Genomic DNA, 16,368 nt, shown 5'->3' with positions numbered 1-16,368 from the left:
GCTTTAATTAAAATCGAACCGGGAAATGCTGTTTTACTTTAAAGTCTTTGCGAAACAAGGCGATCCCAATAAAAAATAAATCGATGGTCATGGTTACCCGTTCATCGGCTATTACCTGCTGCCACGCTTGTTCCATTTCGGCACTCCAGTGCACATCGTCGAATACCACGATGCTATATTCATGCAACAACGGATAAGCCTGTTCGAAATAACGAATGGTTGGCTCGTAGCGATGATTGCCATCAATGTACAGCAAATCGATGGGCGCTGATTGCTGCAGCAATGCGGGAAAAGTATCATCAAAATTGCCCACTACCTGATGGATATTGTGCAGCTGCGATTGCTGAAAACCTTGTGCTGCCAGCTCTGCAATGGCCGGAGCACCTTCCAAAGTATGCAGTTGCTTGGTATGCGGCGACGATGCGAGGTAGGCACTGGTAACGCCCAGTGAGGTACCCAGTTCTACAATGTTGTTGCAGGCGTAAAAACGAGCCATGCGGTGCAGCAGTTGCGCATATTTCTTTGGCTTCAAAGCAGCGGCAGCAATGGATTGCACACTTCGCTGTTTGGTAGCACCGGTTCGGCTACCGGCACCAAAATCTTGTATCGTCAATACCTGCTCGTTGGCCAGCAACTGGCGGCGCCATTGCTCAATGGGTGCATAGCAATCGTACACCTTTTTGTCGTTCAATACTTTGATGATGAACTCAAACACAAAAGGTGAATGCACACCGTGGCCCTGACCATTGTGGGCATGCCAGTAGTACTGCAGGTATTTTTTTCCTAACTGAAAAGCGTTGTACATCCTTGTGGCTTAGCCTTGTTTGCGTTCCCAAATTTCGATGGTATGCGGCAGTTTGTTTTTTTCATCCGGCGCAAAGTCTTGTGCTTTTACCAGCAGCCATTCGTCCCATTTTACGCCATCAAAAAACACATCGGCATCATCATAACGGGCATGTACACGGGTAATGTAAATCCGCTCTGCTATCGTTAGCGATTCTTTGTAAATCTGTCCGCCACCAATCACAAAGATTTCCTTCGTGTGCAGCTGCCGGGCTTTTTCAATGGCATCAAACAAGTTGGCGCATACTTCTGCACCTTCGGCCTTCCAATCGGGCTGGCGGCTGATAACAATATTGGCCCGTCCCTGCAAAGGTTTGCCCAACGATTCCCATGTTTTACGCCCCATAATCACCGGCATGGCCCAGGTGGTATTTTTAAAAAACTTCATGTCGTTGGGCAGGTGCCACAAGAGGTTACCCTCTTTTCCGATGGCGTTGTTTTCGGCGGCGGCTACTATGATTGAGATTGTCATTTTACAAATAAGGAATAAAGAATAATAAATCAGGAAATATGGCAGCGTACAAGTGATGAAAATGGATTATGATGGCTTTTGTCTTTTGTTGTGCTCCTTATTATTTTTTTGCTGTTTCTATACTTTTCAGAAAAATAGCGATGAGTTGATTGCATTACATCAACGTTTCCTGCACCGAAGGATGGCAACTACAGGCTTCAATTGGATGATTTTCAAATTCATTCTGGTTTCTCTCAACTCTTTTAATACCAATTTCAACTTGTCAATGAAATCATCGGGAGATTCAGCTGCTTGCGCCTCACCATAATTCAAAGCCGGTGCTGTACCGCTTTTCGACAATTGATGTTCTATGTTGTGCCCTGCTTTTGTGTTGGGCATCAAATCACAAATACGCAAACAACAACACGCAAACTCAACCAACCGATCTTCCAAATCAAATGGCTTTTTGGTGTTTGTTTGCTCCATACTTTCTTATTATTGATTCCTTATTTATTATTTCTTATTTCAGGTTATCTACACTGCCACTGGCGCTTTAATGCCCGGATGGCATTGATAGTTTTGCAACTCAAAATCGGCATAGGTAAAATCGAAAATGCTTTTTACCTCCGGATTGATGCGCATTTGCGGCAATGCAAATGGCGTTCGGGTCAACTGCAATTCGGCTTGTTCAAAGTGATTGCTGTACAAGTGCACGTCGCCAAACGTATGTACAAAGTCGCCGGGTTCCAGGTGGCAAACCTGCGCCATCATCATAGTGAGCAATGCATAAGAAGCAATGTTGAAAGGCACACCCAAAAACACATCAGCACTACGCTGATACAACTGACAGCTCAACTTGCCTTTCTCTTCCCCCTTTAGGGGGTTGGGGGGTGCTACATAAAACTGAAACATATTGTGGCAAGGCATCAATGCCATCTTGGGCAGGTCGGCCACATTCCATGCACTCACAATGAGGCGGCGGCTATCGGGGTTACGTTTGATCTCTTCCACCACCCAGCTCAACTGATCCACGGTTGGACCGTCGGCACCTTCCCAGCTGCGCCATTGCTTGCCATATACCGGCCCGAGGTTGCCTTCGGCATCAGCCCACTCGTCCCAAATGCTTACGCCGTTTTCTTTCAGGTATTGGGTATTGGTTTCGCCTTTAATAAACCACAGCAGTTCATGAATGATGGACTTGAGGTGTACTTTTTTGGTGGTCACCAACGGAAAGCCATCGGCCAGGTTGAAGCGCATTTGATAGCCAAACACACTGCGGGTGCCCGTGCCGGTCCGGTCTTGCTTATCGGTGCCGGTAGCAATGATATGTCGGAGTAAATCGTGGTATTGTTGCATGGGCGCAAGTTATTGCTTTCGGGCAGGCAGCCGCCATGCTTTGCTGAGTAGTGAAATGAATGTGGAGAATGCAACGCTTCTCCGAAATGATTGTTAATGCTTTGACAATCAACGGCATTTAGCAAATTCGCAACGCCGCATGGCATAAAACTTGAATTGTATATCCTAACAAGCAGGCCGTACGAGCAGCTGTAGGTTTGTATTTGGCTTGTAGTAAATTAAACCACATCATCAAATTCACCCTCTATGAAAAAAACCTTAATCGCCGCAGGTGCGGTAGCTATCATGAGCCTTGCTGCCACACAAACACAAGCACAAGTATCGCTGGGCCTCAAAGGCGGCGCCAACGTGAGCAACCTTAACGGCCTTACTGTCAACAACTTTGAAACCAATGCAACGGTTGGTTTTCACATTGGTGGCTATGCCGCATTCAACCTTGGCCGCAACTTTGCCATCCAACCAGAACTGATGTATTCTACACAAGGTGCCAAGCTGGAAAACTCAACCTCTTCTGAAAACCTGAAGCTGAATTATTTCAACGTACCTGTGATGGTGAAGTTGATTACCAACAGCGGCTTTTATGTTGAGGCAGGTCCGCAGGTGGGTTTCCGTACTGGAGATGTAACCATCAACAGCAGCCGTGAAGACCTGAAATCAGGCGATTTCAGCGTAGCCGGCGGTTTGGGTTTTGTGGGTAAAAAACAAGGCTTCGGACTCGGAGCCCGATACAACGTAGGTGTTTCTAAAATTGGTGATGCCAATTCTACCGCCATTCAAAACGCCGATTATAAAAACGGTGTACTCCAAATAAGCCTCTACATGCGGTTGTTTGGTGGTGGTAAACTCAAAAAATAACGCTCACGCATTGTTGCTACAGCATAAAAAATCCCGCCAGCATTTGTTGGCGGGATTTTTTGCCCCTATTGTTCGCCTGACCAACAGGGAAAGAAGTAATTACATGATATGCAGCATGACTCGTCCTAAAAAAAGTTTACAGGTTTTGTGATAAATCCTGATTTAGGTTGACAGGATAATTTTTGGTAAAGCTATCTAGTTTTCGATAATAGTTTTTCCATAGCCTTCTGGTCATCATGTTACTTTGGCTATGCACTTTATCGGGTGTGTGATTGCTTATGCTCAAGTGTGGCCTGTGTTGATTGTAATTTGTAATTGCCTTTTTGAGTTGTTGTTTCGCTGTTGTTATGTCCTGAGTTGTATAATGATTCAGGTATTCTTCTTTGAGAATTCCGTTTACTCTTTCTGCTATCGCATTTTCAAGTGGATCTCCTGATTCAGTCATACTGATGCTGATGCTGTAATCCTGCAATAGCTTTACGTAGCTGCCACTACAGTATTGGATACCTCTGTCACTGTGGTGAACAAGCTGCTTTGGCCGGTCAGCCCCTTTAAAGGCTGACAAGGCCATTTGCAGCGCCTCTATACTTTCGACAGCTTCCAATGTTGCTGCCACATTATAGCCAACTATTTTTCTAGACCAGGCATCTGTCACCAGGCTGATGTATAAGTGATCTCCGCTGTCAATTTTCCAGTATGTAATATCACTCACCCATAGCTGGTTAATACCCGTTGGAACAAAATCTTTTATCAGATTGGGGTATTTGCGCATCCAATGGGAAGAATAGGTAGTCTGAATCTTTCGTTTTCTCTTTCTTACCAGCAGCTGATTAGCTGCCAGTAAATCAAACAGCGCATCTCTGCCCATTTTAATGCTATGCTCCAGCAAAAAGACTTCCATTAACGCATACAGCTTTCTTGTTCCCATTTGCGGGTGGCTTTGACGCAATCGCTTTACCTCTTTTACAACAAGTAAATGTGTGGTCTCCACATCTTCAACCTGCCATGAATGCTGATAAAATGCCTGACGTGTAACACCAAATAAACTACAGATACGGCTCAGGCTCTTGGCCGGGTATCTGTCTTTGATTTCTCGGATTATTTGGTATTGGGCTTTTTTCGGATAGATATTTTGAGCTCCTGTTCGGCTATCTCAATCATCCGCCTGTAACCTTCTGCCTGCAGCCGGGCGTCTTCAAGCTCCTTCTTCAAAAGCTCGATTTGTTGCTGATCGGCAGTTAAGGAATCGATCTTCTTATTCTTTGTCTTCAAATCCAGACTTTTTTCAACATGAAGGTAGGTCACTTTGGTCCTTCTGTACCTATCCGGTATATAGCCTAGTGATTTCAGTCAATCGTGAATAAGACTGTGGCTGCTCAACTCATACTTACGTACCAGCTCTGCCATCCTGATGCCGTCTTCCATGTGTTCACGGCATATCTTATGACGCAGTTCTAAACTGTACATCCGCCGCTCAATAACCTGACTTCTTATGTCCATCGTTTACTTTTTGTGTAAACCCATTTTAGGACAAGACAGCATTCAACTTTGCTTTGTTGGTCGGGCGACCAAAAAAGGCGCAAATGCTCATTTCACTCCACGGCGAATGATTTCTTTTTTGATAAACATGAGCTCACGGCCGGTTTGACCACCTACGCTGCTGTTTTCCTGAGCTCGGCGCATGAGGTATGGAATCACTTCTTCAATAGGACCAAACGGCAGGTATTTGCTCACATTGCAACCGGCCTTGGCGAGGTTGAAAGTGATGTTGTCACTCATGCCAAACAATTGGCTGAAATGTACCCGCTCATGGTTGATGGGTAACCCTTTTTTTTGCAATAAATCCACCGCCAGTTTATTGCTCTGTTCGTTGTGTGAAGCCAATATCAACGAACATTGATCGAGATGATCGATGCAGAGTTGCACCGCTTCATCGTAGTCGCGGTCGGTACTTTCTTTATCGGGCTGAATGGGCGAAGGATAGCCCATGTCTTCGGCACGTTTGCGTTCTTTTTCCATGTAGGCGCCACGCACCAGCTTGGCACCTACCACAAAGCCCCGCTCTTTGCCGGCTTCCATCATGCTGCGCAAAAAAGCCAACCGGTCGTGGCGGTACAGCTGCAGCGTATTGTACACCAGGCAAACGTCTTTGTTGTATTTGTCCATCATCAGCATCACCAGTGCATCCACGGGATCTTGTATCCAGGTTTCTTCTGCATCTATGAGTACGCCCATGTTTTGCGCCATCGCATGTTGGCAAATGCTTTCGGTACGAGCCACTACCCGGTTCCACTCTTCCCTTTCCTGCGGGGTAAGCTGGCTGAGTGCTGCTTCATATCGCTTAACCAAGGTACTGGTAGAACGATGCATGAGGTCATCCAGTTTTTCGAGCAACGCAAAGCGGGCAATACCCGTCACTTTTACACTCATGAACGGAATATTGGGCTGCGTACCAGCATAGTCAATTACATTGATGAACTGCTGCATGGTATGGTCGAAGCTGCTTTCTTCCTGTCCGCCTTCGGCGCCATAATCCAATATTACCTGTACATGGTGCTGCCCCAGCAAATCCACCACAGGTTTGGTTTCTTCGAGTGTTTCGCCACCTACAAATTGTTTGAAAATGGTTTTTCGGATGATGCCTTTTATAGGCAAACCACTTTTGATAGCCCAGGGTGTAATGCGGGTACCCAGCTCTACCAACCACTGATAGCCCATGCTGCTAAACAAAAACTGGGCTTGTTTCAGGTCTTTGTCCGACTTGTATTTGAAGGCGTTTTCGGTGTTCTCAAAATTGAGGGTCACCTTTTGTACGGTTGTATCCATAAAATATCAGGCTGCAAGTTGAGGCTGCAAAATAAGCGGAAACAGCAGAACCGAAACCTGACGAAGCACAGGTGTGGGAAAACGCAGGCACTTGCTTCTACAAAAAGCGAGAAAGGACCTAAAACACAATGCGGCCATCGAGTTTTTCCAACTGTCCGCTCATAGCATCGCCCAGCGGTATGCTTGCTTTCAACTGCTTGCCGTTGGTGCTGGCATTGCTGATATTCGATTCTTTGATGTTCGCTGGCGCATCAACTTTCAATACATAATTGGCGTTGGGCATCATTGCAAACATGGCTGACATGGATGGATCTGCGGCCTTATCTTCAGCCATCATTTCCGTACGTCGCAGCAGTTCTCCATTTTGCAGCGCATAATGCATCACCTGCGGAAAAAAGGAGCCCAAACCCGGCGTTCCTTCTTGCCCGGCCATATTACCCACTTTGGGTAAATACTGCATCATATAGGCAATCTCATCCAGTTGATTGAACTGTAGTGAAAAATTGAGGATAAATGCCGAGTCTGCTTCACTGGCTTTTACTCCGGAAGTAACTCTTTCCCAAAATTCAAGGTTTCCCAAACCAGCTTTGATAGCTTCTGCTTTCATGTTCATCACAGTATCTACTTTACCCAATGCTGTCAATGGATTATCTTCTCCACCACCCTGTTCCAGCAGCGCTTTGGCTGTGGGGTCTTTGTACACACCACTCATGTCGATACTGATGGTGAACCGACCGCTGCCGTCTTTGCGCAGCTGCAGCCATTCTTCCATTTCTACACAACTGGTGCAGCTAAATGCCAGCAAAAAGAGTAAAGAGAGCATGGGCCGATTCATGATATGAAACAGATTTGAGGAAAACAAATATTCAGTTTTTCAATGGAATTAAATGGAAGGCAGTTTATTGCAACTCAAATTATTTACGATGCAACTCTCCCTTGCTCAAATTGCCATTGTTGTACATGATTACGACGAAGCCATTGCTTTTTATTGTGGCAAGTTGGGCTTTACCCTGATAGAAGACACCGTGATGAGTACCAGTAAAAGATGGGTAGTGGTATCGCCCAACGATGGTAACGGTTGCAGATTGCTGCTGGCAAAAGCGGCCAACGAAGAACAGGCCAGCCGGGTGGGCAATCAAACCGGTGGCAGGGTGTTTCTTTTCTTGCACACCAGCAACTTTGATGCTTTCTATAACAGGCTGTTGGAGCAGCAAATCACCATTGTACGACCACCCACCAGCGAAGCATACGGACGGGTTTGTGTGTTTGCCGATTGCTACGGCAACCTCTGGGATTTGATTGAGCCTGTAGAATGATGCTTTTCAAAAAAATAATTTACGATAAGCACAGGCCAGGAGGCCTGCACAAGGTCAGCGGTAATCCGTAAATCATCTACGATAATCCGCGTCCCGTTTGCATTTACTGCAAATACTCCTTCGCCATTACATCATACAATTCCAACAGTTGATTGCTTTGGCCTTTGTCGTCGAAAAACTTTTCCCAGGTGCTGAGCGGTTCCCAAATGCAGGTACCCTTGCCCCTTCCACCCGGCACTGAAAAAGCCAGCTTGTTCACTTCCGTTTTGCGGTGCGAATATTCCACTACAATCACATCTTTCTGGAATTGCTTCGACAGTAATGCCAGACTGTTTTCCAAATCGCCCAACGTACCATGCCAGCGTGGGTAGTACGATAAACCCAATACATCAAAGTGTACTCCACGGCGTTGCATTTCCTGCACAAAAAACGCAGCTTCATCGTATTGGCCACCAAGTGCCACGTGCATCATCATGATGGTAATAGGTGCTACTGTTTTTACCGCCGCTGTGCCAGCCATCAGCAATTGCGCCAGGCTATCGGGGTGTTGAATATTGCCATCGGGCCACACAATGCCATGATTGATTTCGTTGCCCACCTGCACCATATCGGGTAATGTATTTTGGGCTTTCAATGCTTCCATCACAGTTTTGGTGTAGTTGTACAAAGATGTTTGCAGCGTTGCAAAATCCTGTCCTTTCCATGCCGCAGGTTTGTATTGTTTGCCGGGGTCGGCCCAGTAGTCGCTGTAGTGAAAATCGAGCAGAAGTTTCAAGCCGGCAGCCTTCACCCGCTTGGCCATCGCCAATGTATTTTTCAAATCGCAAAAGCCTTGTTGGGGAGAATAACCGCCTTCATTAGCAGGCTCATTAAAAACCCGTAGCCGTACATAGTTTATCCCGTGGTCTTTCAAAATTTCAATGGCATCTTTCTCCACGCCTTTGTCGCTAAAACGTATACCCTTGGCTTCCAACTCTGGCAAAAAAGAAATATCGGCACCCAACATTTTACCAACCGGCACGGGCTTTTTCATTTCGGCAGTGAGCGGATATTTTGCTGCATTGGTGACCACTGCGACAGATGCCGGAGCAACGGTTACGATGTCGGTACCGCCGGCATAAATACCTGCAGCGGTAGCTTCAAATTTTATCATGCCGGCTTCGCCGGTGGACTGCACTAATACCTGGCATTTACCATTGAACAACCGGCGCTGCCACAGGCCATCGGCGCATTTGTCGGGCTCATGACTGCTGGGGTCGCCATTGCCTACGCCAATGATTTTGCCCGGCCCCGTAATGCTGAACCGAATCAAATTATCAGCTGTTGGAATATCGCGGCCCTGCGCATCTTGCAAAGAAATATTGATGACTGCCACATCTTTACCATCAGCCAACATCGTTGTTTTGTATGGCGTTACTACTACATCAACAGGGCTGCCAGTGGTTTCTTGTTTTGCCGTCAGGATGCGTCCTTTTTTATAGCCAATGGCTTTGAGGGTGCCGAGTTCAAAAGGCACTTGCCATTGCAAATGTGAGTTTCGCTCCATCACTTTTCTTCCAAGGCTTTTATCGTTTAAAAACAGCTCCACACTATCTGCATTTGAGTTCACCCACACATCCACCAGTTTTTTGGGCTTGCCCCATTCATTGTGGTGATTCCAGTGTGGCGAAATATGCAGTACATCTTTATCAGTCCACCAGCTTTGGTAGTAGTAGTAAATGTTTTTCGGGAAGCCGCACACATCCATCACCCCGAAATGCGAATTGATATTGGGCCATTCGTATGGCGTGGGTTCACCACGATAATCGAAGCCCGTCCAAATGAAACCACCCAGCCAGAAATCGTTGCTGGCAGCGAGTTTCCACCATTCTTCAGCACGGCTGGCCCACCACGGTGCAGTAATATCCTGATCGGGCACATAGCCACGAATGCTATCTTTTACATATTCACCACGAGTGGTAACGGTGCTTCCCATTTCCGTACCAATAATGGGCTGATGGGGATGGTCGCGATGATAATCGGCCACCGCAAACTGCCGGTAGTTGAATCCCCGCACCGGTATCACTTCATTTACGCCTTTAAAAGTATTGGGCAAATCGGCTGCATAAGTACAGGTACGTGTCGGGTCGAGTATTTTCATTTTTTCCAACAACGTTTGTGCAATGCGTTTACCAAAACTATTGGTTTGAATCCATCCTTCTTCATTGCCAATCGACCACATGAAAACCGATGCCCTGCTGCGATCCCGTTTTACCAAACGGGTAAGCTGGTCTACATATTCAGGACTGCTGTTGAGTAGTCGTTGCTCACTCATCACCAGCATGCCGAGGCTATCGCAGGCATCGAGCAATTCGGGCGTGGGTACATGGTGGCTGGCACGGTAGGCATTAGAGCCCATTTGCTTCAGCAGGCCAATGCGGTAATACTGTAAATAATCGGGCAAGGCACTGCCCACGCCAGCATGGTCCTGGTGGTTGTTGGTGCCCAACAGTTTTACATGCTGACCATTTAAAAACACACCGTTTGGTTTCACTTCAATTTGCCGTACACCAAAGCGAATGGTTCTGTCATCAATCAATTGACCGTTGTGCTCAACGATGTATTGAATGCGGTATAAATAAGGATCATCCAACGACCAGCGGCGTACTGTTGGCAAGGCAATACTTTGGGTAACACTTATTTCACCTGAAGCCGGTATGGTTATCAATTGCGGTTTGCTTTTCGCTACAATGCGGCCATCTCTTTCTTTAATGATGCTAGTAACGGTTACGGCATTGCTGCTGGCCGAATGTTGCTGCAACGTGCCCTGCACATGCACCGTAGCTTTATTATTGGCGAATGTTGACCACGCATAAATGCCATCCTGCGCCACATGTATGGGCGACATTTTGTGGAGCCATACATGGCGGTAAATACCCGCTCCTTCATAAAACCAACCTTCGTATTGCGTAGCATCTACCCGCACCACAATTGTGTTGGGTTTGTCGAACTGTACATAATCGGTAATGTCGTACGACACACCTACATAACCACTTTTGTTGTTGCCCACAAAAAAACCATTCACCCAGATATTGGCATCTCTGAAAATGCCATCAAACTCCAGCACCAGTCTTTTTGCTGAGTCGGCTTTATTAACGGTAAACTGCTTGCGGTACCAACCAATGCTGGTTTCAGGAAATAAACCACCCACAGGCTTAAATCCATGTTGGATGATATCGAAATTGGAAGACTTTATAAATGGTAACTCTACCGCCCAATCATGCGGAAGGTTGAGGGTTCGCCAACTGCTATCATTAAATTTAGGATCAATGGCCGTTTTGGCTGCGGCTCCAGACTTTGCAAACACATTGGCGATGCCATAGTTGAAATCTTTTTCAGGATTGCCGGCATGGCCGAAATGAAATTTCCATCGGTCATCCAAATTTACTTTTTCGTACTGAGCAAATGTGTTGTTAAATAAGAACAACATTATCACTATCACCGGGGAACAAATACGTTTCGTCATGATGAATCCAATTATACAATGCCAGTAAAAATATCTGGCAATGAAGGTATAATACCTTAAGTGTATCTCCGTCCTGTTATGTAAAAATTTCCTCCTTAGACACGGAGGAAATGTATTCTTGCTTGCTTGTGATTATTCCATGTAAAATGCTATTGTCTTCAGTTACGTTCGTAGCTAATTTTTAAAAGCATCCAGCGCCACTGTTGGCTTGCCACTGTTGTCAAAAGCGCCGAGTGTGTAGCCTTTCCAGCTGCCATAGCTTTGGGGTTCCCAATACATCACGCCTTTTCCTTTTTTACCCGTTACTGATTTTGTTTTTGCAATCAGGTCTGCAATAAAAGCCTTACAGTTTGCGGCATCATCCCATGGCATGCCTACTTCTACCACCATCACTTCTTTATTGTAGAGTGTGGCCATATCATTCATATTGGCGAGGCATTGCTGATTGGCAGTTGCCCATCCTGCAGCTACAAACTGCGGGTACAACGACATGCCAATCAAATCGAATTTTGCACCGGCACCTACGAGGCCACCAATGTTCCAGCGAAACAATCCATTGTCCCAACCATTGGAAACATGCACCATTACTTTGGCGTTGGCAAACACCGCTTTTACTGCATCATATCCGGCAGTTACCAGCTGTGCATAATTATTCATGTTGGTAGAAGCCCGGCCATCTGGCCACAGCATACCATCGTTGGTTTCGTTGCCTACCTGCACCCACTCTGGAGTAACGCCTGCTGCCTTCAGTGCTGTGAGAACTTCGGTAGTATGAGTGGCCAGTGCCGCCTTCAAATCGGTAAAATTAAGCGCCGCCCATGCAGCAGGTTTTGTTTGCTTGCCGGGGTCGGCCCAGCTATCGCTATAGTGAAAGTTGATTAACAATTTCATGCCGAGATTTTTAGCCCGAACGGCTTTAGCCACTACATCCGCAGTATTGTTCCAACCGGGGCTGGCGGGGTTTACCCATACCCGTAATCGTATGGTATTTATGCCCAACGATTTCATCAACGCCATACCTTCTGTTTGGGTACCATTTGACGAATAAAATTTTACGCCGGCGGCTTCCATTTCTGTTATCCAGCTTACATCAGCACCTTTGGCAAAACTGGTATCGATGACTGGTGGCGGAGGTGGCGTAGGTGTAGCAGGCGAATCTTTACCACAAGCAACCAGTGCTGCCAAGGCAAACAAGCATAAGAGCCAATTAGAAAGTTTGTACATAATGTTTATTGAATGCTGTGCATTTTGTTGTATGCAGAAGTTAGTATACGAAAGCACCAAATTAACGAACATCCTTCCGCTGAAATCCTATTGTAAGTCAGTTTTGCGTCAAAAAGAAATGGATGAACGGAGCTGCCACATCGGCAATGCTGCCTACTTTGGCGGCAAACATTGGTACATGAAATATTTAGTGCTTTCTATTGGCCTGCTTTTTTGCATGCAAACACTGCAGGCGCAGCAAACAGTGCTGCCGACCTATAAGCCTGAGAATATTGCACTATACAAAACAGTGGTGGCCCTCGACAGTACTTTTTTTCATGCCTACAATACCTGCGGCATGGCCACCATGGCCGATATGTTTGACGAAGACATTGAATTCTACCACGACCGTGGCGGTCTCTCTACTTCTAAAAAGGATTTGCTGCAAGCGTTGCAAAACAACATTTGCAACAAAGTGACCCGCATACTCATTCCCGGCACCATCGAAGTGTACGAAATTCCGGGGTATGGTGCTATTGAAATGGGCTGGCACAAATTCTTCAACAACCAGGAACCCAATGCACCTCAGCATGCTTCCAAGTTTGTACAAATCTGGAAAAATACCAACGGCAAATGGACTTTGGCAAGAGTGGTGAGCTTGCACTAAATCATCGAAATAAGAAATAAAAAATAAGGAATAAGAAAGGCAAGGAAGAATGAGTAATAATGAATTTGGAATGATGAATGCAAAAAGATAAAGTCCCTTTAAGTTTTTAAAAAACTTCGAGAGTCTCAGTACATTCCTCTTGTACCTCTGCGGTTCAAATCTCTTTGTGCACCTTGTGCCTCCTTCGTGTCTTCGTGGTTCAAAAAAAATTCGTGATTAAATCGCCTGATGATTAAACGGCTGCAACACCATTTCACTCACCACGCCACTGGCGGGCTGCTGTGCCAAAAACCAGATGGCCTTCGCCGCTTCTTCTTCCCGAATCATCTTGTCACGCTGCACCCGTAGGTCGATGTTATCCCAGAACGCAGAATCGACACCACCCATGAAAATATTGGTGATGCGAATCTCCGTCCGCTTCAGTTCTTCCCGAATGCTTTGCAGCATTCCTGAAAGGCCATATTTACTGGCGCTGTATGCCGCAGCACCCGCCATGGGCACTTTGCCCAGCACACCGGGTATATTTATGATGAGTCCTTTTTTCTGTTCTTTCATGGCTGGCAAAAAATGCTTGAGCAACAAAAAGGGCCCAAACAAATTCGTTTGCAGTGTCAGCTGAAACTCTTGTGCCGAAAGGCTTTCCATAGGTTTGATGATGCCAATACCGGACAGAATTACCAACACATCCACAGCAGGTATTTGTGCTTGTACGCCGGCTGCCAATGCAGCTACGCTTTCTTCACTGGTGACATCTACGGCAAACAACCGCTGTGCCGGCACCTGCAACTGCTGGCCTACGGCATGAAGTTTTGCAGCATTGCGGCCAGCCAAAAAAAGCTGTGCACCACTCCCCTGCATCAGCCGGGCTGTTTGTGCACCAATGCCACCCGTTGCACCCACAATCAACACATTTTTACCTTTCAAACTTTCCATGAAAAAACATTTGCCACTAACAACAATAGGCCACACAGTTTGTTGTTATGCTCAGCAAAAAAATCTTCATGCAGTCTATTTCATTGGTTTTGCCCCATCAGTTGTTTCAGCAGCATCCGGCGCTGCAAGCAGGCAGACCCGTAGTGCTGATTGAAGAGTATTTGTTTTTTAAGCAATACGCTTTTCACCAGCAAAAAATAGCGCTGCACCGGGCCAGCATGCAGTTTTATCAGCACTGGTTACTCCAGCATGGCTATACCATAAAAGAATATATTGAAGTCACTGATGAACGCTGTGATATCAGGAAATGCATGGCGTATTTGGCCACACAACAGGTAAGCGAAATACATCTCTGTGATGTAACGGATGATTGGTTGCGCCGCCGCATTACAAAGGCTGCAGCCGAACATCAACTCACATTGGTTTGGTACAACAATCCCAACTTCATTACCCAATTGCCGCTGGCAAAAGATTTTTTCAGCAAGAAAAAAATCTACTTCCAAACGGACTTTTACATCTGGCAACGAAAGCGGTTGAACCTGCTGCTGGATGCACAGCAAAAACCATTGGGTGGCCAGTGGACTTTTGATGCCGACAACCGTGAAAAATTTCCGAAACAAGCGGTGGCACCCATAGTAAAGTGGCCATCAAGCAATGAATGGTATGGCGAAGCGAAACAGTATGTCAATACTCATTTTGCGCATCACTATGGTGAGTTAAGCTCACAGCATTATCCCTGCACTTTTGCAGAAGCCGAAGCATGGCTGCAGCAATTTTTAGCACAACGCTTTGCGCAGTTTGGCGTGTATGAAGATGCCATGGTGCAGCGGGAAAATATTTTGCACCACAGTGTGCTCACCCCCATGCTCAACATTGGTTTGCTGCAACCACAGCAGGTGATGGATGCTACCTTGCAGTATGCCAGCAATCATGACATTCCGCTCAACAGCCTCGAAGGTTTTGTGCGGCAAATAGTGGGCTGGCGGGAGTTTATCCGCATGGTGTATGAGTTGGAAGGCCGGCAACAACGAACCCGTAACTATTGGGGATTTACGCGGAAAATTCCGGAGCGTTTTTGGACAGGCACCACTGGTATTCACCCCATTGATGTGGTCATCAAAAAAACATTACAAACCGGTTACAACCACCACATAGAACGGTTGATGGTATTGGGCAATTTCTTTTTGCTCTGCGAGTTCGACCCCAATGAGGTGTACCGCTGGTTTATGGAAATGTATGTGGATGCCTACGATTGGGTGATGGTACCCAGCGTGTATGGCATGACGCAGTTTGCCGATGGCGGCCTTATGACCACCAAGCCCTACATCAGCGGCAGCAATTACCTGCTAAAAATGGGTGATTGGAACAAAGGCGAATGGCAACCCATCTGGGATGCACTCTTCTGGCGTTTCATGCATGTACACCGCGGCTTTTTTACCCAAAACCCAAGGCTGGGCATGCTGGTAAAAACCTTTGATAAAATGAGTGCCGACAAGCAACAACAACACTTACAAACTGCTGAACAATTTTTACAAAGTCTCGATGCCCGATAACCAACTATCCCGCAAAAAACCATGGAACCGGGTAAACCTGCCCGTGTATTCTGTGAGCAGTATGGGCCACAAACCCAACATGCACATTTGCACTTATGTGAGTGCCGTGAGCATGCAGCCCAAACGCATGATTGTGGCCATTTACTATGGTACACAAACCATCGAGAACATTGAGCATACACCGCGGTTTGTATTGCAACTATTGAATGAAACGCAGTACAGACTGGTGAATCAACTCGGCAAGCAATCGGGCAAAAACATCGACAAGATTAGCCGCTTACAAAAGCGAAAACTATTGACAGAATGGAACGGCTATGCCATTTTGCAAGAGGCGCTGGCTGTGATGGAACTACATGTACTGCAGCAGATAGACGCCGGTGATCATTGCATGATGCTCTGCGATGTAACGGCTTATAAAAACCTTAATAACGGAAACACATTAACGACAAACTATCTGCATGAAAAAGGCATCATCCGCATATAGTCAGCTCACAGCTGCAGACATCGACCGCATTGTTGAAATGGGTTGGGAAGACCGCACTCCATTTGAAGCCATTGAGCTACAGTTTGGCCTCAATGAATCAGCTGTAATTGAACTTATGCGCCAGCAAATGAAGCCCTCCAGTTTTCGCATGTGGCGCAAACGCATGCAGGGCCGATCCACCAAACACGCCAGCCTCCGCAGCGCTGCCGTCAACCGTTTCAAATGCAGCCGACAAAGAAGCATTAGTATGAATAAAATCAGCAAGCGATGAGCAATTTGGAAATGTGTCAATTTGAAAATTTGGAAATGGAATTCGAAGGGGTTGATTTGTTAATTGGTTAAATACAAAACTCTTCGTGCTCCTTGTGCCTTCTTC

General features: G+C 46.3%; 18 protein-coding genes. 6 read left to right on the top strand and 12 right to left on the bottom strand.

From position 1 onward, the window contains the following. Positions 1–7: 7 nt before the first annotated feature. From V7Q13_RS11460 to V7Q13_RS11445, 4 genes are all read right to left on the bottom strand, one after another. Complete coding sequence (locus tag V7Q13_RS11460) at positions 8–805, bottom strand: O-methyltransferase (protein ID WP_333800821.1); 798 nt, start codon at positions 803–805, stop codon at positions 8–10. 9 nt (positions 806–814) lie between these two features. Further along, complete coding sequence (locus tag V7Q13_RS11455; RefSeq protein WP_333800820.1) at positions 815–1,315, bottom strand: dihydrofolate reductase; 501 nt, start codon at positions 1,313–1,315, stop codon at positions 815–817. A 159-nt stretch (positions 1,316–1,474) separates the two neighbouring features. Beyond that, positions 1,475–1,693 (bottom strand): four helix bundle protein, encoded by a 219-nt coding sequence (locus V7Q13_RS11450; protein WP_442958258.1) that lies wholly within the window; start codon positions 1,691–1,693, stop codon positions 1,475–1,477. Between the two features lie 135 nt (positions 1,694–1,828). Then, on the bottom strand, positions 1,829–2,650 hold the full coding sequence (locus tag V7Q13_RS11445; RefSeq protein WP_333800818.1) for a thymidylate synthase: 822 nt from the start codon (positions 2,648–2,650) through the stop codon (positions 1,829–1,831). Between the two features lie 246 nt (positions 2,651–2,896). Here V7Q13_RS11445 and V7Q13_RS11440 point away from each other — a divergent pair, with 246 nt between their 5' ends. After that, entirely contained in the window at positions 2,897–3,505 is a 609-nt protein-coding gene (locus V7Q13_RS11440; protein WP_333800817.1) for a porin family protein, read from the top strand. Between the two features lie 136 nt (positions 3,506–3,641). Here V7Q13_RS11440 and V7Q13_RS11435 read toward each other — a convergent pair whose 3' ends face one another. From V7Q13_RS11435 to V7Q13_RS11415, 5 genes are all read right to left on the bottom strand, one after another. Further along, a complete protein-coding gene (locus V7Q13_RS11435; RefSeq protein ID WP_333800977.1) occupies positions 3,642–4,568 on the bottom strand; it encodes an IS3 family transposase in 927 nt (308 codons plus the stop codon). Between the two features lie 35 nt (positions 4,569–4,603). After that, positions 4,604–4,777 (bottom strand): hypothetical protein, encoded by a 174-nt coding sequence (locus V7Q13_RS11430; RefSeq protein WP_333800816.1) that lies wholly within the window; start codon positions 4,775–4,777, stop codon positions 4,604–4,606. A 78-nt stretch (positions 4,778–4,855) separates the two neighbouring features. Then, the gene (locus V7Q13_RS11425) at positions 4,856–5,005 is read right to left on the bottom strand and encodes a hypothetical protein (protein WP_333800815.1); all 150 of its coding nucleotides are present in this window, start codon (positions 5,003–5,005) and stop codon (positions 4,856–4,858) included. Positions 5,006–5,092: 87 nt separating this feature from the next. Beyond that, entirely contained in the window at positions 5,093–6,331 is a 1,239-nt protein-coding gene (locus V7Q13_RS11420) for a proline dehydrogenase family protein (RefSeq protein WP_333800814.1), read from the bottom strand. 118 nt (positions 6,332–6,449) lie between these two features. After that, entirely contained in the window at positions 6,450–7,166 is a 717-nt protein-coding gene (locus V7Q13_RS11415; protein WP_333800813.1) for a hypothetical protein, read from the bottom strand. 52 nt (positions 7,167–7,218) lie between these two features. Here V7Q13_RS11415 and V7Q13_RS11410 point away from each other — a divergent pair, with 52 nt between their 5' ends. Continuing rightward, positions 7,219–7,647, top strand: a complete 429-nt coding sequence (locus tag V7Q13_RS11410; RefSeq protein ID WP_333800812.1) for a VOC family protein — start codon at positions 7,219–7,221, stop codon at positions 7,645–7,647. A 103-nt stretch (positions 7,648–7,750) separates the two neighbouring features. Here V7Q13_RS11410 and galA read toward each other — a convergent pair whose 3' ends face one another. After that, entirely contained in the window at positions 7,751–11,152 is a 3,402-nt protein-coding gene (gene galA / locus V7Q13_RS11405; RefSeq protein WP_333800811.1) for a beta-galactosidase GalA, read from the bottom strand. A 174-nt stretch (positions 11,153–11,326) separates the two neighbouring features. Continuing rightward, entirely contained in the window at positions 11,327–12,376 is a 1,050-nt protein-coding gene (locus V7Q13_RS11400; protein ID WP_333800810.1) for a glycoside hydrolase family 53 protein, read from the bottom strand. 31 nt (positions 12,377–12,407) lie between these two features. On the opposite strand from V7Q13_RS11400, the gene V7Q13_RS11395 reads away from it, so the two are divergent. Beyond that, positions 12,408–13,022 carry a nuclear transport factor 2 family protein gene (locus V7Q13_RS11395; RefSeq protein WP_333800809.1) on the top strand — a complete coding sequence of 205 codons (615 nt, stop codon included), beginning with the start codon at positions 12,408–12,410 and terminating at the stop codon, positions 13,020–13,022. Between the two features lie 216 nt (positions 13,023–13,238). Here V7Q13_RS11395 and V7Q13_RS11390 read toward each other — a convergent pair whose 3' ends face one another. After that, a complete protein-coding gene (locus V7Q13_RS11390) occupies positions 13,239–13,955 on the bottom strand; it encodes an SDR family oxidoreductase (protein ID WP_333800808.1) in 717 nt (238 codons plus the stop codon). Between the two features lie 47 nt (positions 13,956–14,002). Here V7Q13_RS11390 and V7Q13_RS11385 point away from each other — a divergent pair, with 47 nt between their 5' ends. From V7Q13_RS11385 to V7Q13_RS11375, 3 genes are read left to right on the top strand one after another with little or no spacing between them, the layout of a single operon-like run. Next, a complete protein-coding gene (locus tag V7Q13_RS11385; protein ID WP_333800807.1) occupies positions 14,003–15,508 on the top strand; it encodes a cryptochrome/photolyase family protein in 1,506 nt (501 codons plus the stop codon). Beyond that, entirely contained in the window at positions 15,498–15,992 is a 495-nt protein-coding gene (locus tag V7Q13_RS11380) for a flavin reductase family protein (RefSeq protein WP_333800806.1), read from the top strand. Before V7Q13_RS11385 ends, V7Q13_RS11380 begins: the two co-directional genes overlap by 11 nt. Further along, positions 15,967–16,263, top strand: coding sequence for a TIGR03643 family protein (locus tag V7Q13_RS11375; RefSeq protein WP_333800805.1), 297 nt, complete (start codon positions 15,967–15,969; stop codon positions 16,261–16,263). Before V7Q13_RS11380 ends, V7Q13_RS11375 begins: the two co-directional genes overlap by 26 nt. Positions 16,264–16,368 lie beyond the last annotated feature (105 nt).

This window comes from Phnomibacter sp., from assembly GCF_036803085.1.
Taxonomy (GTDB): Bacteria; Bacteroidota; Bacteroidia; order Chitinophagales; family Chitinophagaceae; genus Phnomibacter.
This window is presented reverse-complemented; position numbering and strand designations above follow the sequence as displayed.